The sequence below is a fragment of the Pseudomonas sp. LBUM1653 genome (genome assembly GCF_059716115.1).
This window is the reverse complement of record NZ_CP166803.1, coordinates 701,280-716,958: the sequence shown is the minus strand read 5'-3', so window position 1 is coordinate 716,958 and position 15,679 is coordinate 701,280. Positions and strand designations below refer to the sequence as shown.

Sequence of the window (15,679 nt, the reverse complement as noted above, 5' to 3'; positions counted from 1 at the left end):
TAGCCAAATAGTTCCATGTTCATAGCTGCCTGATTGCGTAGTTGTCTCGTTGCGGAAAACGAGTTTTTTGTGCAGCAGGAAAGGGAGTGCCGTCATGAACAGTCGTGTCATCCTCAGCCTTGCCGGACTGTCACTGGCGGGCGCTGTCATTGCCGGTTATTGGGGCTTCACCTTGACCCGTCAACCGGCCGTCGCTCCAATTGCGCAAGTCGAGATCGCCCCCCCGACACCCGCAACTCCCGCAACTGTTCCCCAGCCAGTAGAAGACACGCGCCAACCGATCGTGGTGTTGCTACATGACATCGCGCCGTTTGTGCAAATCACCGCCGCCGATGTGGCCCTGGAAAAACTGCGCACCGTCCCGGTGGGCAGCCTGACCCGTCTCGATCAAGCCATTGGCCGTACGCCCTGGCGCGCCCTGACCGCCGGTAGCTGGCTCAACGACGAGAGCTTTGAAGCCGGGGGCAAGCTGGCGCGGATGATTCGGCCCGATGAGCGCGCGCTCGCCGTCGCCGTGGATGAAGTGATCAATGCCGGCGGGCAATTGACCCCGGGGGACTATGTCGATGTACTGCTGTTCTTGCGCATGGACAACATCAATCTTCAGCCCTCGGCGCAGCTCGTGGTCCCGGCCTTGCGCGTGCTGGGTGTAGGCGAGCAAATGGGTTTGACCAACGACGGCCAGCCCTCCAGCCCGGCCCAGGGCAACGATGAAAAACTCCGGCAGGAACAACAGCGCGCCAGCGCCCGCACCGTGCTGCTCGCGGTCCCCGAACAACTGCTGAGCCGCTTGATGCTCGCGGCGCAGGCCGGGGTGTTGCGCCTGGCCGTGCGCAGCGCCGAGGAAAAACGCCTGGCTCGTTACTGGGCCGGTGAACGCGATTCAGCGGCCAACATCGCCAACGCCAATCGCGACTTGATCCAGTTCAACCAACTGGCCATGACCGCGCCGCCCAGACCTCTGGTCGCCAGTCGCGCAGTCGCACCGCGCCAGTCGGGTGTGGAAGTCATCCGCGGCAACGAATCCACGCAAAAGTCCCCCTGAATCGAGCAAGGAAACGCTTTAAATGCGCAGACGTATTACGCCGTTGTTCAACGGCTTGATCTGGGCCACCTTGCTGAGCGGCATGCCGGTGACGGCAGCAATGGCTGCTACCGGTAGTTGTGCAGCGCTGGGCCCGCTGCCAGCAGTAATGGAAGTAGGTGAAGGCCTGCAACAGGAAGTGCAATCACCAGTGGCAATCACCCGGATCGCGGTTGGCGACCCGAAAATCGCCGATGTGCGAGTCAATGGCAACCAGGCTTTCCTGCTCACTGGCATGGGCGCCGGCGCCACCAGCCTGATGGTCTGGACCGCCTGTGCCAGCGCACCGCGCCAAAGCATGGTGTTCGTCCAGGGCCGCGCGACGGCGGCCATGACCAGTGCCAGACAGTCACCGTCGGATGATCCGTTGCTGCCCTCGCAAGTGCAGACCGATATCCGCTTCGTCGAAGTCAGTCGCACCAAGCTGAAAGAAGCCAGTACTTCGATCTACGGCAAAAACTCTAACTTCCTGTTCGGCTCCCCCGGCACCGTCCCCAATACGGCGGTGACACCCCGGGTGTTCCCGTTGCGCAACCTGGATCCGCGTATTGCCGTGCCGAGCATTCCGTTGGCCAACGACATGTTCAACATCGTCGCCGGCGGAGGCAACTTCCTGGCCATCATCAATGCCATGGAAAGCAGTGGCTTTGCCTACACCCTGGCGCGGCCAAGCCTGGTGGCGATCAGCGGACAAAGCGCAAGCTTCCTGGCGGGCGGAGAAATTCCGATCCCGATTCCCAGCGCCAACAGCAACAGCTATTCCATCGAATACAAGGAATTCGGCATCCGCCTGACGCTCACGCCAACGGTGGTCAGCAATGATCAGATCGCCCTCAAGGTCGCTCCCGAAGTCAGCGAACTGGATTACAACAACGCCGTGACCATCGGCGGCACCACGGTGCCGGCGTTCACCATTCGCCGCACCGACACCAGCATCTCCCTGGCCGATGGCGAAAGCTTCGTCATCAGCGGCCTGATCACCACGCAAAATACCTCGCAGGTGGACAAGTTTCCGGGGCTGGGCGATATCCCGATCCTCGGCGCGTTCTTTCGCAGCTCCTCGATCAATCGCGAAGAACGGGAACTGCTGATGATCGTCACGCCGCACCTGGTGCAGCCGTTGGCGGCCAATGCGCAACTGCCGTCGCTGCCGGGTGAAAAACTGCGCAATTACGACCCCAACTGGTATCGCCTGTACTTCCTCGAAAACGGCGACTTCGATAAACGCAGCGGGTTATCGCAATGAGCCAGAACCTGAGCCAGACCTTCCTGGCGATCACGCGCAACAGCACTGACCTGGAATGGCTGCAAGGCGCGCTCGCCCCCTTGGGCCAAGTGGTCAGTGCCGGTGGCGGCAGTCTCGACGAGCTGTTGGCGCTGGTGGACGTGACCCTGGCCGGCCTGGTGTTCGTGGGCCTGGATCGTGAGCATGTAGTGGCCCAGTGCGCACTGATTGAAGGCGCCCTGGAAGCCAAGCCGAGGCTGGCCATCGTCGCGTTGGGCGACGGCATGGATAACCAGCTGGTACTCAACGCCATGCGCGCCGGGGCCCGGGACTTCGTGGCCTATGGCTCGCGCTCCAGTGAAGTCGCCGGTCTGGTGCGGCGCCAGAGTAAACGCCTGCCACCGGTGGTGCCGAATACTCACCTGGGCGGCCTGACCGTACTGTACGGGGTGCAGAGCAACGCCGACGGTGCCCTGCTGGCAAACCACATGGCGCAGGTGGTGCAAAAAAGCGGTCAGCAAACGCTGCTGCTCGACCTCGGCCTGCCCCGGGGTGACAGCCTGGCCCTGCTGGGCCTGGAGAGTTCGTTTCATTTCGGTGATGCACTGCGCAACTTGCGCCGCCTCGACGCGACGCTGATCGACAGCGCCTTTACCCGTTGCGAAGCCGGGCTGCGGATCCTTGCCTACGCCACCCACGATGAACCGCTGGAACACACCAGCGCCGCCGAGCTGTACATGCTGCTCAGCGCCCTGCGCCAGCACTTCCAGCATATCGTCGTGAACCTCACCGGCCAGCCCGACAGCGAAGCCCTGCGCACTTTCGTCAGCCATTGCGACAAGCTGCTGTGGTACACCGACCAGAACGTGCTCGACTGCCGCCGCAACCTGGCGGTACTGAATCTGTGGCGCGAAAAAGGCATGAAACTCGATCACGCCAAGCTGCTGGTGGATCGCTACCTGCGCAGCGTCGCGCCGGACTCCGAGGCCTTGAGCAAAAGCTTCGGCATGGAGATCATCGCCACCCTTGCCTATAGCCCCGAGGTGCGCTTGAACGCCAAGAACCAGGGCGTGACCCTGTTCGAACTGGCCCCCCGGGAAGTGCTCACCCAAAGCCTGCGCAACCTCGGCGAACGCTTGGCCAAACGCTCCGAAAGCCTGGCCAAACCCAAGTCCTGGTTCAGCCGTTTGAGAGGTACGCCATGAGCGGCGAAAAACTGTTCGGCGCAACGCACCGCGGGGTGGCCGGCAATACCGACCACGAAGGCCTGAAACTGGTGCTGCACCGCTACATCATCGATGCCATCGAGGAGTCCGGGAAAAACCTGCTGGAAGGCTCGCGCCAGGTGCTGGCGCAGTTCGTCATCGACAAAGTGGCCGAATACATCGCGCGCTTGCACCTGGCGATTTCGCGCTACGAGATGGAGCGCCTGGCCGAAGAGATCGTCGACGAACTCACAGGTTTCGGCCCGCTGGAAGTGCTGCTGCGTGATTCGGCGGTGACTGAAATCCTGGTCAACGGCCCGCACCGCGTGTTCATCGAACGCGATGGCGTACTGCATCAGAGCGACTTGCGTTTCATCGATGCGCACCATGTCGAGCGCGTCATCCAGCGCATCCTCGCACCTCTGGGCCGGCGGCTCGATGAGTCTTCGCCGATGGTCGATGCGCGCCTGCCGGACGGCAGCCGGGTCAATGCGATCATTCCACCGATTGCGCTCGACGGCCCGTGCCTGTCGATTCGAAAATTCCGCCAGGACATGCTCAACAGCACCGACCTGATGGCCATCCAAACCATCGACCAGGCGATCTACGAATTCCTGCAAGAGGCCGTGGGCAAGCGCTGCAACATTCTGATCAGCGGCGGCACCGGCACCGGCAAGACCACGCTGCTGAACATTCTCAGCCAGTTGATCGATCCCCACCAACGGCTGGTGACCATCGAAGACGTCGCCGAACTGCAACTGGGCCACCCTCACGTGGTGCGCCTGGAAACCCGGCCGCCGAATGCCGAAGGCCATGGCGAGGTGAAGGCCAGCGACCTGATTCGCAACGCCCTGCGGATGCGCCCGGACCGGATCATCCTCGGTGAAATCCGCGGTGTCGAAGTGGTCGACGTCCTGACGGCGATGAATACCGGTCACGACGGATCCATGAGCACCGTGCACGCCAACAACGCGCAGGATGCGTTGTTGCGCCTGGAAACCCTGGTCGGCCTGACTGGTCGCAGCATTGCCGAACGGACCTTGCGCCAGATGATCTGCGCGGCGCTGGACGTGGTCATCCAGTTGACGCGCATGCCCGATGGCCGCCGCTGCGTCAGTGAAGTGGTCGAGGTGATCGGCATCCGTGAAGACGTGTACGTCACCAATACGCTGTTTCGCCTCGACCGCCGCAGCGGTTTCGGTTTCACGCGCGAGGCGGTCAACCCCGCCGGTGACAAACTGCGTCGCGAGTCGGCGCTTTCTTCCTCGGCGTATTGAAGGCCACGGTATGCTCAAACCGCTGCTGCTCATCCTTGTTTGCCTGGCGTTGCTGGGGCTATCGGCCCGCCTGCTCGCTCGCGGCTTGCGCGAACCCGGCACCCAGCGCGTGCTGGAGCGTCTGAGCCAAGGGCAACCGGAGCGGGTGGTGCGCAAAACACCCTGGACGGGACTGGAGCGCGCCTTTTTGCGCGCCGGCCTCGGGCGGCCCACCGAACGCCTGGGTGTGTGGCTGACGCTGTGGGCCTTGAGTGTCTTGCTCGGGTTCATCGGCGGCGGCTGGCTGGGCTTGCTCGCCCTGTTGCTGTTGCCGCCCCTGCTCCTGCGTCTGTATGTCGATTGGCGTTACCAGCGCCGGCTCAAGCGCATGATCGAACAATTGCCAGCGCTACTCGATCACAGCGTGCGCAGCCTGAAGTCCGGCCGAACCCTGGCCGATGCGGTGTTGGGCGCCGTCGACGCCGCCGAAGACCCGCTGAAAAATGCCTTGGGCCGCGTGCAACGCCAGGTGCACATGGGCATCAGCCTGCCGGACGCCACCTCGGACTTTGCAGAACTCTACGACAAGGACGAACTTCGCTTGTTTGCCCTCGGCTTGAAGGTCAATCACCGCTACGGCGGCAACGCCAGTGAACTGCTGGAAAATCTGATCAAGATCATTCGCGAACGTGAACAGGCGGCTCGCCAATTGAGCGCCATGACCGGGGAAACCCGGGTCACGGCGGTGGTCCTGGCGCTGATGCCGGTAGCACTCGCCGGCTACATCCTGGTGTCCAATCCGAAGTACCTGATGGGCATGTGGAACGACAGTTCGGGGCAGTCGATGCTGGTGGGAGCACTCGCCCTCCAGGTGTTCGGCTGCGTGGCGCTGTGGCGGATGTTGCGCAGCCTATGAACCCGTCCATGCTGCTGAGCTCGCTGCTGTTCCTGCTGGCATGCGGATTGTTTGTCGGCGTCATCGTGCAAATGCGTCGGCGTGCCCGCCAGGTGGTGCAGCGCCTGGACGGTAAAACGCCGAGCGAAAACCGCTTCAGCCAGTGGCTGCACGCACTGGGCACGAGCCGGGTCGGCCAGCAGTCGGTCAAGCTCGACAACGAAACCCAGACGCTGCTCAACCGCCTGGGCTGGCGTACCGCGCGGCAACGGGCGTTGTTCGCCGCCTTGCAGGTGGGCGTCCCGGTACTGGCGCTGGCATTGAGTGCGCTGGTCCAGAGCTTGTTCTTCCCCCAGGTCACTCACCCGTGGCTGGTCCCGGCGTTCGCCCTGGGCATCGGTTATCTGCTGCCCAAGCGCCTGCTGGCCGCCGCCGCACACCATCGGCAAAAAAAACTGGCGTTGGAAATCTCCACCTTCATTCCGTTGCTGCGCATCCTGTTCGAATCGGGCATGGCCGTGGAGCAATCGCTGCGCGTCTTGAGCAATGAAGGCAAACAACTGATGCCCACGCTGACCTACGAGCTACGTCTGGTGCTGGCCCGCGTCGACTCGGGCCTGGAGCTGGGCGATGAACTGAACAAGGCCACCCGCTTGCTGGCGGTCGACGAATTCACTGACACCTGCGTGATCCTGCAACAGCTGATCCATCAGGGTGGCGGTGCGATGAAATCCCTGCTGGCGCTCAAACTGTTGCTCGATGACAAACGCCTGGCGCGCCTACAGGAATACATCTCCAAGATGTCCGCGAAAATGTCCGTCGTGATGATGCTGTTCCTCTTCCCGGCGTTATTGATCGTACTGGCGGGCCCGGGTTTCACCGCCCTCGCCCGGGCTTTTGCTTCTTAGAGGAATCGTGATGAAAGCAATGATTGCAGGTTTCTGTCTGCTGATGCTGGGTGGTTGCGCGAGCAACGGACAGACACCCTGGAGTGCCCTGACCAGCACCGCCAGTTGCGGCAAGTTGAACGCCGAACAACAGCTGTCGCTGAACCTCGCCGATGACATGGCCAATGACGGCAAGCTGCACGCCAGCCTCGCCAACCTGCAGAGCCTGCCGGACAATTTTGCCGATGTGCGCCTGCGCAAAGCCAAGGTGTATCGCCTGCTGGACCGCAGTGAAGCCGAGCCGCTGTACCGCAGCCTGCTCGGCGGCTGCCTGGCCGCCGAAGCCGAGCACGGCCTGGGCCAACTCGCCGCCGCCCGAGGCGACAATGGCCTGGCCCAGGCGCACCTTCTACGGGCCGCCCGCCTGGCGCCCACCGACGAAAAAATCCGCAACGACCTGGGCGTGGTGTACCTCAATCAATTGCGCATCGAAGACGCCAAATTCGAATTCCTCACCGCCATCGAACTCAAGCAGAGCGACCAGCTGGCCGCCATGAACCTGGTGACCCTGTTGATCTACCAGGACGACTGGAACCGCGCCGCCGAGCTGGTCAGCCGCCTTGGACTGAAACCGGCACAAGTCACTCAGGCCCAGGCCCGCGCCGAGAAGCTCAAGTCACCCGGCAAGGCCGGTCCCACCGTCGCCGCCGTTCAGTAGGGAGAACCCTGATGAAACCGACCACCCTTTACTGTCTCGGCTTGCTGACCCTACCACTTGCCGCCCACGCCATCGACGCCGGCCCTGCCTCGCCACAACAACAGGAAACCGAAGGCTGGCTGCAACTGCAAAGCAGCAACACCGCCGCCTCCACAAAGCCGCAAACCGCCAGCGCAACCGAGCGCGAACTGGCGATGCAGCGCTGGCTGAAAAGCTTTCAGCATGAGATTCCGCAGTTCTTTGATCAGGATGCGGGAGGGAAAGTGGACAGTGGGTCGGGGGAATAGCGATTGCGCCTGAACCGCATCGCCCCCTGTAGGAGCGAGCATGCTCGCGATGGTCGTTAACGATGACACTGGAAACCAGATGCCCCGCGGCGCCCTCGAGTTTTTCGCGAGCATGCTCGCTCCTACAGGGGGGGTTAGCGTTATTGCTGCGGGTCGAGGTTGTCCAGTGCCCGATTTACCGCCAGCTCACCCAGCATGATCACTTGGGCAATCCCCAGCAGCGTGTTGCGCTGCGACCCGTCCAGAAACGCCGCGAAGTCATTGGCCATGACACTCGCCGACGCAAGGGATTCACAGGCGTGGGCCAGCAGGGTTTCGGTATCGATATCGGGAGAGATGACGAACATCGTGCTGGGCTTTCGCACGACAGGTGTCTTGAGCGGATTGAGGTAGTGATCGAGGGCGCGGTCGGCGGCTTCGTGGAGGGTTTTTGAGTTGGGGGATTGGTAGGGTGAAACGTCGTCGGTTGCGGGGGGATTTGGGGTGGGTTTGATCATGGTGAAGCTCCAAGTATGAAATAGAGCTGCTACCGATCGCCGCGACAGCGATCTAGGGTGGCAGCTGTACGCGGGGTCGCGGACCGAGCTACTTGGAAAACCCGGCATACCCAAAGGTATCCCGCGCACAGCCACCATTAAACCAAACAACAAGCACCGAAGCGCTCTAGTTAGGCGGAGGATTATGCACCAAGTAAATTGAACAGGCCGCGACAGCCCGATCACTGATTTTTTCAGCGACGGACAAAGGCTAGAGATCGCGCTTCCGACGGACAACCTGAAAAGCGTGTCGGATGTTTCCCACGGATTTGAGGGATCCTGCTCGACATGGGTTGGCTGTCAGGCCGCCTTCGCGAGCAAGCTCGCTCCCACAGTGGATCCAGTACATCCGCCAGATGCAGGTCGGCTTCAGGCCGCCATCGCGAGCAAGCTCGCTCCCACAGGGGATCCAGTACATCCGCCAGATGCAGGTCGGCTGGCAGGCCGCCTTCGCGAGCAGGCTCGCTCCCACAGTGGGTCGGTGTACACCCTCCGCTCTTCACCACTCATCAGGCCGAGCGTTAGCTCGCCTTCAGCTTTTGATCTTGATCTGCCGGCCCCTTCGGGAGGCTGAGTGGAGGCGTTTATCCGGGGAGTGGCGCGCAGCGCCGTTCGACGCAGTCGAACACGCTGCATGTAGGTGCAGCGAAGCCAACCGGAGGGCAGTGTCCCCGGATGGACGCCGGAGCGAAGGAACCCCGAGCCTTAGCGAGGGGCCGGACGCTGGGGCAAGACCTTTTGGTTCCTTTTGGGGCGTTTGCCAAAAGGGACTCGCCGTAAGGGCGAAACCATAAGTGGCCGTTACCGCAGCAATGGATATGTACACCCATAAAACCCTACAGCGGAGATCAGCTCGTCGACGCCCGATGCCGCATCCCCAAATTACTCGGCGTCAACGCCAACGCCAATTGCGTACGGTTATGCATATGCGTCAACCGCAACACCTGGGACACGTACAACTTCACCGTGTTCTCGGTAATGCCCAACTCGCAGGCAATCTGATAATTGGTTTGCCCCTTGCCTACCAACCGCGCCACATCCAGTTGGCGTGGCGACAACTGATTGAAAATGGCCGGGATCTCGGCCCGCCCGGTATCGCTGACAGCGCCCTCACCCGCACCCGACGGCAACGGTGTACGCCGAACCCTGTCCAGGTCTTGATACAAATCATCAAGCGACTCCGACAGGTATTGCAGCTTCTGATTCAGATGCCCCAACTGCAACGTCTTGTGCCGCTCCTGCAGTGCCACTTCCTGGCGTTGCACGCCTTCGAGCAATTCACCCAGATCAATCGGCTTCTGGTAGTAATCGGCAATGCCGGCGCGCAATGCCTTGATCACATCCTGCTTGTCCGCCTGCCCGGTGAGCATGATGGCTTCGAAGGCCCGGTGCTTGCCGGACAGGCGTTGCAGCTCCTGAACCATTTGAATGCCGTCCAGGCCAGGCATGTGCAAATCGCAGAGGACCAGTCCGATGTCCGTGTCGTGTTGGAATCGTTCGATCGCCTGATGGCTGGATTCGCAGGGAACGCAGCGGTAGCCGTTACTCTCAAGAAATTCGCAAAGTTCTGAAACGATCAAGGGCTGATCGTCGACCACAAGGACTTTTACTGCCGAAGTACGCTTGTTCACGTGCAACTCCCTGATAGGCAAGGACTGACCGTCCCATTACTGACAGCCTGAAGCTGTGCAACGTCTGTATGAAAGTAGTCGCTCTTTCGCCGCTGTACAAAAACGGATGACTAGCCGAGCCAGGCAAATGTCAGCAACAGCCCCACCAACAAGAAGGGTGCAAAAGGTTGTTTCTTTGACAAACCGGGCTCCAGGTAACACAGGCGTTTTCTAAGCCCTTGACTGATATGAAGCCAGACTCTTGGCGCCAGCAGCCACCAACAGGCACTGGCCAGGCCGGCGCCGATAAATACGCCCAACACATGCCGACCATCGGTCGCAAGCCCCAGGGCGGTCATGAGTTTGACGTCCCCGGCGCCCAGGCGACGCATCGCGTAGCCAGGCAAGGTAAAGGCCAGGGCCAACAACGCAGCCCAACCGCCCTGCTCGGCTGTCGCGCCCATCCAGGTGGTTCCGCTCCATAGCAGATACGCCAGGGCCAGCGCCCCGACTCCCAGGGTCAGGCGATTGGCGATGTGCCGCTCCCGGGCATCTTGCGCTGCGCATAGCGTCAGCCAGATCAATAGGACAAAGCTCTGCATCCGGTAAAAAACGTCCGTTATGGCGGAATGATTCTATGCTGACATTACCTCGTGATGTCAGGGTAGACGCACTCATGAAAACCAACCTCCCACGCAAGCAAAAAGGTGCCGTCGCGATTGAGTTTGCCTTGGTGTTTGTGATCTTTTTCGCCGTGTTCTACGCGATTGTCGCGTACAGCCTGCCGCTGTTGCTGATGCAGTCGTTCAACCAGTCGACCGCCGAAGCCGTGCGTCGTAGCGTGGCTCTGGACCCGAGCATGCCAGGTTACGAGGCCGCGCTGAAAAACATCGTCAAGCTGGAACTGACCCGTCAGTTGGCGTGGATTCCCGCCGGGCTGAATTTCGATGTCGCCGCCGACACAACCACCACCTATACGGGCGGCGTGTTGAAGGTCGTCATCCACTACCCCTCGCAAAAGTTGGGCGCGGTGATTCCGTTTCTTAACCTGCCGGGGCTTGGCCCCGTACCGAATTTGCCGGCGACGCTCACTGCCAGTTCGAGTCTGCAATTTTGAGTGCCGGGGATAAACTCTTCGGGCGTCTGCTCAATCGCCATCCGCCCGCGCACCCGGAAATCGCGCAGCCCTCGGGCATGCTCAGCGTCGGCTTACAGATACAGCTCAATGCCCAGGGACAGGTGTTGCACCTCACCGGCCCGTTGCGGCACTTGCTGGCCCAGCAGGTCCCTAGGGCACAGCTTGCGCATCTGCAGGATTTTCTCTTGCCCCATTGCAGCCTCGCCATCGAGGGATCGCCCGCCGATTGGCAGGGCCAGCACCTGGACCTGGATTTCTACAGCCTCAGCGGTCAGCCTCTGCACCTGCGTGGCTGGGTCCAGCCAATGGCCGACGCCTGGTTGCTGCAGTTGCTGGACATCGGCGACTTGCTGTTAGAACGCCGACAAGCGCGCCTGCGCGAGCAGTGCCAATTGCTCGCGGCACAGATCGGTGAGCAGTTGCGCCTGTGCAGCCTGACGCGCTTGCCCGACGTGCTGGTCGACCAACTGCAATCGCTGGCCCAACGCTTTCACATTCCCTGTATCGCCCTGGCATTGCTCGATGAGCAGGAGCAGGGCTGGCAGGTACACCAGCACTATGCCGATTTCGACGTGCCCAGCCTGTGGCACAACGGTCAGCGCCTGGGCACCGGTCTCGACAGCTTGAACGGCTCCACGCCGTATCACCTGAACCTGGCCGAGCACCCGCGCCTGCAAGGCACCTTTGGCAATGCCGAGGGTTTCGCCGTGCCCTATCACGACGCTCAAGGCGTGGTGGCCTGGTTGCTCTGTGGCTGTGACCCGGCCCATCAACACGCCCCGGACGCCAGCGAGCGCGACTGGTTGCAGTTCGCCGCCGCGCTCGCCGGCCCCTTGCTGGAACGCTTGCGCGAACATCGACACCAGCTGCAGCTGGAACGCCTGGAGTCGTTGCAGGCCTTGCTCGGCACCGGCTGGTGGGAAATGTTCAGCGACAGCGCCGAGGTGCAATTGGCCCCCTCCCTGACCCGCGCCCTGAACCTTGACCAGGAACGTTTACCGTTGCACGACTGGCTCACCCAGGTGCACCCCGCCGATCGCGAAGAGTTGCGCAGCCGCCTGCAGGACTTGCAGCACGACGGCACGCCATTGCTGATATGCGTGCGCCTGCAACGCGTCGACGGCGACGCTCCAGCGGTCTGGTATCGCTTGCAAGGCCAGGCCTTGGGCGTTGGCAGCCAACGGCGCCTGGTAGGATTCATGCTCGACATCAGCGACATCAAGAACCAGGAGCAACTCGCCGCTGCCGCCCATGCGCGACTGGACAATCTGATCGCCAGTTCGCCCGCGGTGATTTACGTGCAGCGCTATGTCGAAGGTGCGCTGCAACCCACCTTCTTCAGCGACAGCCTGCAACCCTTACTGGGCTGGACGCTCGCCGATTGCGCCGGTGCGGCGTTGGTCGATCGCGTTCACCCCGAGGATCGCGAGCGCTATTTCGAACGCACCCGTCTGCTGCTGCGCGAAGGTTCGGCACGCGCACGGTATCGGCTGCGCGACAGTCGTGGCGATTACCACTGGCTGCTCGACGAAGCCAGGTTGCTGCGCGATGACCTGGGTTTGCCGGTCGAAGCCGTCGGCCTGTGGCTGGACGTCACCGAAGCGACGCTGGCGGCCGAGCACGTCAAGCAGAGCGAAGAGCGTTACCGGATGTTGGTGGAGGACTCGCCGGCCATGATCTGCCGCTACCGTCCGGACCTGACCCTGACCTTCGGCAACCGGCCGCTGGCGACGTATCTGGAATGTTCGCCCGAAGGGTTGCCGGGGGTGAACCTGGGTAGCTGGATGTCGGCGCAGCAGCGCGAGTCCTTCCTTCAGCGCCTGAGCCAATTGAGCCCGGAGTTCCCGGTGAGCACGGCGGAAATCAACCTGCAGTTGCCCGGCCGGGAACACGCCTGGTGGGTGTGGTCGGATCGCGGGGTGTTCGACGAGCACGGCCGTCTGCTGGAAGTCCAGGCCGTGGGCCGCGACAACACCGAAGTTCGGCGCGCCCAGCAACAACTCACCCAAAGCGCGAAAATGGCCACATTGGGCGAGATGGCCACCGGCCTGGCCCATGAAATCAACCAGCCGCTGAACGTGATGCGCATGGCGATCATCAATGTGCTCAAGCGCCTGGGCAATGGCGATGTACAGATCGATTACCTGACCGACAAGCTCAACCGCATCGACGCTCAGGTCCAGCGCGCCGCGCGGGTCGTGGACCACATGCGCGTGTTCGGCCGTCGCTCGGACATCGAACAGCACCCGTTCAACCCGGCCAAGGCTATCGAAGGCACGTTGTCGCTATTGGCCGAGGGGATGCGCGGCAAAGGCGTGGAGCTGCGGGTCAGCGAAAGCGCTTTTGCGATTCAGGTGCGCGGGCATGTCGATCAGCTGGAACAGGTGTTGATCAACCTGATGGTCAACGCCCGGGACGCGCTGCTCGGCAAGCGTGAGGCCGACGGGCAATTCAAGCCGTGGATCGCGGTGTACGCCGAACGCGATGAACACGCTGTACGGCTGTGGGTTGAAGACAACGGCGGCGGCATCGATCCGCGCCTGTTGGAGCGGATCTTCGAGCCCTTCTTCACCACCAAGCCCGTGGGCGTCGGCACCGGGCTGGGGTTGTCGGTGAGCTATGGCATCGTGCAGAACATGGGTGGAACACTCAGTGTCAGCAACTCGGCCGAGGGGGCGCGGTTTTGCATCGAGCTGCCGATTGTGCCCGACGATCAGATCACCAGCGACGCGCGACCGGTGTGACAGCTGAGGTTGGCTCCGACTTCGACCTTGTTCAAGTCGATGCCCAAGCTCGCCAGCAACGTGTTGATCAGTATGTCCAGCAGCGGGCTGAGCACGGTATTGATCGCATTGACCAGGGCGGTGGTGACGTCGTTCAAGAGGCTCCCCAGGCCGCCGATGATGCTGCCCGACAGCCCATACATGTTCACGCCGAGGTTGCTGACGGTGGTGCTCAGGCTGTTGACGATGTTGTTGGTGGTGTAGGCGTAGAAAAACGGTGGCTGGTTGATTTCCGGAAGATTGGCAGCGGCGGGTGCGGAATACACATGGGGCATGTTGGCGTTTTGCGCCACCGAGGTATTGACCTGGATGCCGATGCCGCCGCTCGGCCGATGGTTGTAACAGACCGCCGGTAAAAACAGCAGCCGGTTGCAGGTCTGCACGCCGACATAAATGACTTGTAGCGGGTTCACGACGTTGGTGGGCGGGACCGTGGCGGAGCCAAACACATCCGCGGGGGTGATCTGTCCGATTTTCAGTCCGATGAGCGTAGTCGTGGTGTTGGTCGTCAGGCTTTTGTTCGTCGCGCTTATGCAGCTGTAGGCCGTGACATAACTCCAGGCACCGCCCACCTCCAGGGCGACATCGAGCCGTATGGGTGACGGCAAGAACTTGACTTCCGTCGTGTCACAGGGTGCACCCAAGCCGCAGGTCAGCAACTTGTGCAGTTGCAGGCCCAGCAGGTCTTTCAGAAAGTCGGTCAGCGACGTAGCAAGGTCCAGTACTGCATTGACCAGGGGAGTGATGGCGTCCAGCGCCGGCAGGTTGATCGACAACAACGTCTTGACCTGGGCGGTTCGAACATAGATCCGGTCAGGTCCCAAGGGTGCCAAGGCTGCCTTTTTCGGATTGCCCACGGCCGACAGTTGCGGCGGCTGCATCACCTGCACCTGGGCGGTGATCTGTGCCAGGCCCGAGAGGTTGATCGGCAGGGTCGCCACCAGGCCGTTTTTCTTGTTGGCCAACTGCACGACGCCTTCAATCAGGTCGAAGGCTTTCAGGTTAACCGCCAGGGCCGAGATGTCACTGCCACTTTCGACGTGCAACAAGTCGCCCAGCACGACGCAGGTCGTACCGGCCGCCACCTTCAGCGCCTTCAGGCTGACGATCGTGGCACTCGCCGCCAGAGTGCCATTGGGGTCCAGGACATTAATGGCGCCCTGGATCAACTGGCTGACGTTGATGCTGTTGGTCAGCACCTGGTCATAGCCTGCGGCGGTCAGGCCGAGGTCGACTTTCAATCGATTGAGGTAGCTGAGCAGGCTGAGGTTGCTATTAACCAGGCCATTCCAGCCTGCGGCGGTAATGGTCACGTTGCCTCCCAGCAAGCCACCGAACAGTAAGCTGGTGATGGCGGCCTTGCTGGTATCGAATGCCAGCGCGGTGCTGCGGATGGTCAGTGCTGCCAGCGGCGGCGGCAGCGCGGCGACCGCCGTTGCCTTCATGGTCAGGGTTGAGCTCGCAGATGCACCGCCGAACAATGCGCCGATGCCGCCAGCAAAACTTTGCGGCACGACATGACTGGCGATGACCTGGATCGCTTCACTTTTGCCAGGGTCGACGGCAAATGTCCGAAGGCTGTTGGCATCCAGGGTCAGCGCACCGCAGCTAACCGCCAGTGCGCGCCCGTCGCTGGGCAAGGCGAAGCCGTTGCGCTGGGCGCTGGCGGTGGCATAGCTGGTCGCGGTTGCCGCGGTGGAACAATCCCCGCCCCGTGTGGCGGCTTCAAGCGCGGCCATGTCGGCGATGCGCTGCAGGTTGCGTTTTTCCAGGTAGAGCCGACCGCTGTCGATCACCACCAGCATGAACGCCAGCGCCATCGCCAATGTCACCGCCGCCATCAAGCCAATTGCTCCCTTTTGCCTGGCCGGGCCGCGAAACTGCATGCGGGGCGACATCGCGCACTCCTTTGCCGGCGCACTGCCGAACGTGACCTCCGTGGGTGTAAAGCAGTGTAGACAAGGGATGGCACGACTGCTGGCAACTCGCTATTACAGACGTCACGCCTGACACACCGCGTTGAATGGTTCACCTGTAGGAGCCAGGCTTGCCGGC

General features: G+C 61.9%; 14 protein-coding genes. 10 read left to right on the top strand and 4 right to left on the bottom strand.

Going from position 1 to position 15,679, the window contains the following annotated elements; genetic code table 11:
• Nucleotides 1-94 precede the first annotated feature (94 nt).
• Genes cpaB through ACA054_RS03155 form a run of 8 tightly spaced genes read left to right on the top strand, consistent with a single transcriptional unit; the run spans nt 95 to nt 7,557 of the window.
• Nucleotides 95-1,045 carry a Flp pilus assembly protein CpaB gene (gene cpaB, locus ACA054_RS03190; RefSeq protein ID WP_497688159.1) on the top strand — a complete coding sequence of 317 codons (951 nt, stop codon included), beginning with the start codon at nt 95-97 and terminating at the stop codon, nt 1,043-1,045.
• Nucleotides 1,046-1,067: 22 nt separating this feature from the next.
• The gene (locus tag ACA054_RS03185) at nt 1,068-2,330 is read left to right on the top strand and encodes a type II and III secretion system protein family protein (RefSeq protein WP_497688158.1); all 1,263 of its coding nucleotides are present in this window, start codon (nt 1,068-1,070) and stop codon (nt 2,328-2,330) included.
• On the top strand, nt 2,327-3,514 hold the full coding sequence (locus tag ACA054_RS03180; RefSeq protein ID WP_497688157.1) for a CpaE/TadZ family protein: 1,188 nt from the start codon (nt 2,327-2,329) through the stop codon (nt 3,512-3,514). The genes ACA054_RS03185 and ACA054_RS03180 overlap by 4 nt, the downstream gene beginning before the upstream one ends.
• Entirely contained in the window at nt 3,511-4,791 is a 1,281-nt protein-coding gene (locus ACA054_RS03175) for a TadA family conjugal transfer-associated ATPase (RefSeq protein WP_497688156.1), read from the top strand. Before ACA054_RS03180 ends, ACA054_RS03175 begins: the two co-directional genes overlap by 4 nt.
• Before the next feature lie 10 nt (nt 4,792-4,801).
• Nucleotides 4,802-5,686, top strand: a complete 885-nt coding sequence (locus tag ACA054_RS03170; protein ID WP_497688155.1) for a type II secretion system F family protein — start codon at nt 4,802-4,804, stop codon at nt 5,684-5,686.
• An 8-nt stretch (nt 5,687-5,694) separates the two neighbouring features.
• Nucleotides 5,695-6,573 (top strand): type II secretion system F family protein, encoded by an 879-nt coding sequence (locus ACA054_RS03165; protein WP_497688154.1) that lies wholly within the window; start codon nt 5,695-5,697, stop codon nt 6,571-6,573.
• Nucleotides 6,574-6,583: 10 nt separating this feature from the next.
• Nucleotides 6,584-7,270: a hypothetical protein gene (locus ACA054_RS03160; protein ID WP_497688153.1), complete on the top strand. Its 687-nt coding sequence runs from the start codon at nt 6,584-6,586 to the stop codon at nt 7,268-7,270.
• An 11-nt stretch (nt 7,271-7,281) separates the two neighbouring features.
• Nucleotides 7,282-7,557 carry a DUF3613 domain-containing protein gene (locus ACA054_RS03155; RefSeq protein ID WP_497688152.1) on the top strand — a complete coding sequence of 92 codons (276 nt, stop codon included), beginning with the start codon at nt 7,282-7,284 and terminating at the stop codon, nt 7,555-7,557.
• Between the two features lie 140 nt (nt 7,558-7,697).
• Here the strand turns inward: ACA054_RS03155 and ACA054_RS03150 are convergent, their stop codons facing one another.
• From ACA054_RS03150 to ACA054_RS03140, 3 genes are all read right to left on the bottom strand, one after another.
• A complete protein-coding gene (locus ACA054_RS03150) occupies nt 7,698-8,054 on the bottom strand; it encodes a DUF6124 family protein (protein WP_497688151.1) in 357 nt (118 codons plus the stop codon).
• An 887-nt stretch (nt 8,055-8,941) separates the two neighbouring features.
• Complete coding sequence (locus ACA054_RS03145) at nt 8,942-9,724, bottom strand: response regulator transcription factor (protein WP_497688150.1); 783 nt, start codon at nt 9,722-9,724, stop codon at nt 8,942-8,944.
• Between the two features lie 110 nt (nt 9,725-9,834).
• The gene (locus ACA054_RS03140; protein ID WP_497688149.1) at nt 9,835-10,305 is read right to left on the bottom strand and encodes a prepilin peptidase; all 471 of its coding nucleotides are present in this window, start codon (nt 10,303-10,305) and stop codon (nt 9,835-9,837) included.
• 74 nt (nt 10,306-10,379) lie between these two features.
• Here ACA054_RS03140 and ACA054_RS03135 point away from each other — a divergent pair, with 74 nt between their 5' ends.
• Both ACA054_RS03135 and ACA054_RS03130 read left to right on the top strand, forming a co-directional pair.
• On the top strand, nt 10,380-10,820 hold the full coding sequence (locus ACA054_RS03135; RefSeq protein WP_497688148.1) for a TadE/TadG family type IV pilus assembly protein: 441 nt from the start codon (nt 10,380-10,382) through the stop codon (nt 10,818-10,820).
• Nucleotides 10,817-13,585 (top strand): ATP-binding protein, encoded by a 2,769-nt coding sequence (locus ACA054_RS03130; protein ID WP_497688147.1) that lies wholly within the window; start codon nt 10,817-10,819, stop codon nt 13,583-13,585. Before ACA054_RS03135 ends, ACA054_RS03130 begins: the two co-directional genes overlap by 4 nt.
• Here ACA054_RS03130 and ACA054_RS03125 read toward each other — a convergent pair.
• A complete protein-coding gene (locus ACA054_RS03125) occupies nt 13,555-15,522 on the bottom strand; it encodes a pilus assembly protein TadG-related protein (protein ID WP_497688146.1) in 1,968 nt (655 codons plus the stop codon). The two genes, ACA054_RS03130 and ACA054_RS03125, sit on opposite strands and share 31 nt — an antisense overlap.
• Nucleotides 15,523-15,679 lie beyond the last annotated feature (157 nt).

What these genes read in the sequence shown, in the direction of transcription:
- cpaB (WP_497688159.1), top strand. Translation starts at nt 95, where the DNA reads ATGAACAGTCGTGTCATCCTCAGCCTTGCCGGACTGTCACTGGCGGGC.
- ACA054_RS03185 (WP_497688158.1), top strand. Translation starts at nt 1,068, where the DNA reads ATGCGCAGACGTATTACGCCGTTGTTCAACGGCTTGATCTGGGCCACC.
- ACA054_RS03180 (WP_497688157.1), top strand. Translation starts at nt 2,327, where the DNA reads ATGAGCCAGAACCTGAGCCAGACCTTCCTGGCGATCACGCGCAACAGC.
- ACA054_RS03175 (WP_497688156.1), top strand. Translation starts at nt 3,511, where the DNA reads ATGAGCGGCGAAAAACTGTTCGGCGCAACGCACCGCGGGGTGGCCGGC.
- ACA054_RS03170 (WP_497688155.1), top strand. Translation starts at nt 4,802, where the DNA reads ATGCTCAAACCGCTGCTGCTCATCCTTGTTTGCCTGGCGTTGCTGGGG.
- ACA054_RS03165 (WP_497688154.1), top strand. Translation starts at nt 5,695, where the DNA reads ATGCTGCTGAGCTCGCTGCTGTTCCTGCTGGCATGCGGATTGTTTGTC.
- ACA054_RS03160 (WP_497688153.1), top strand. Translation starts at nt 6,584, where the DNA reads ATGAAAGCAATGATTGCAGGTTTCTGTCTGCTGATGCTGGGTGGTTGC.
- ACA054_RS03155 (WP_497688152.1), top strand. Translation starts at nt 7,282, where the DNA reads ATGAAACCGACCACCCTTTACTGTCTCGGCTTGCTGACCCTACCACTT.
- ACA054_RS03150 (WP_497688151.1), bottom strand. Translation starts at nt 8,054, where the DNA reads ATGATCAAACCCACCCCAAATCCCCCCGCAACCGACGACGTTTCACCC.
- ACA054_RS03140 (WP_497688149.1), bottom strand. Translation starts at nt 10,305, where the DNA reads ATGCAGAGCTTTGTCCTATTGATCTGGCTGACGCTATGCGCAGCGCAA.
- ACA054_RS03135 (WP_497688148.1), top strand. Translation starts at nt 10,380, where the DNA reads ATGAAAACCAACCTCCCACGCAAGCAAAAAGGTGCCGTCGCGATTGAG.
- ACA054_RS03125 (WP_497688146.1), bottom strand. Translation starts at nt 15,522, where the DNA reads ATGTCGCCCCGCATGCAGTTTCGCGGCCCGGCCAGGCAAAAGGGAGCA.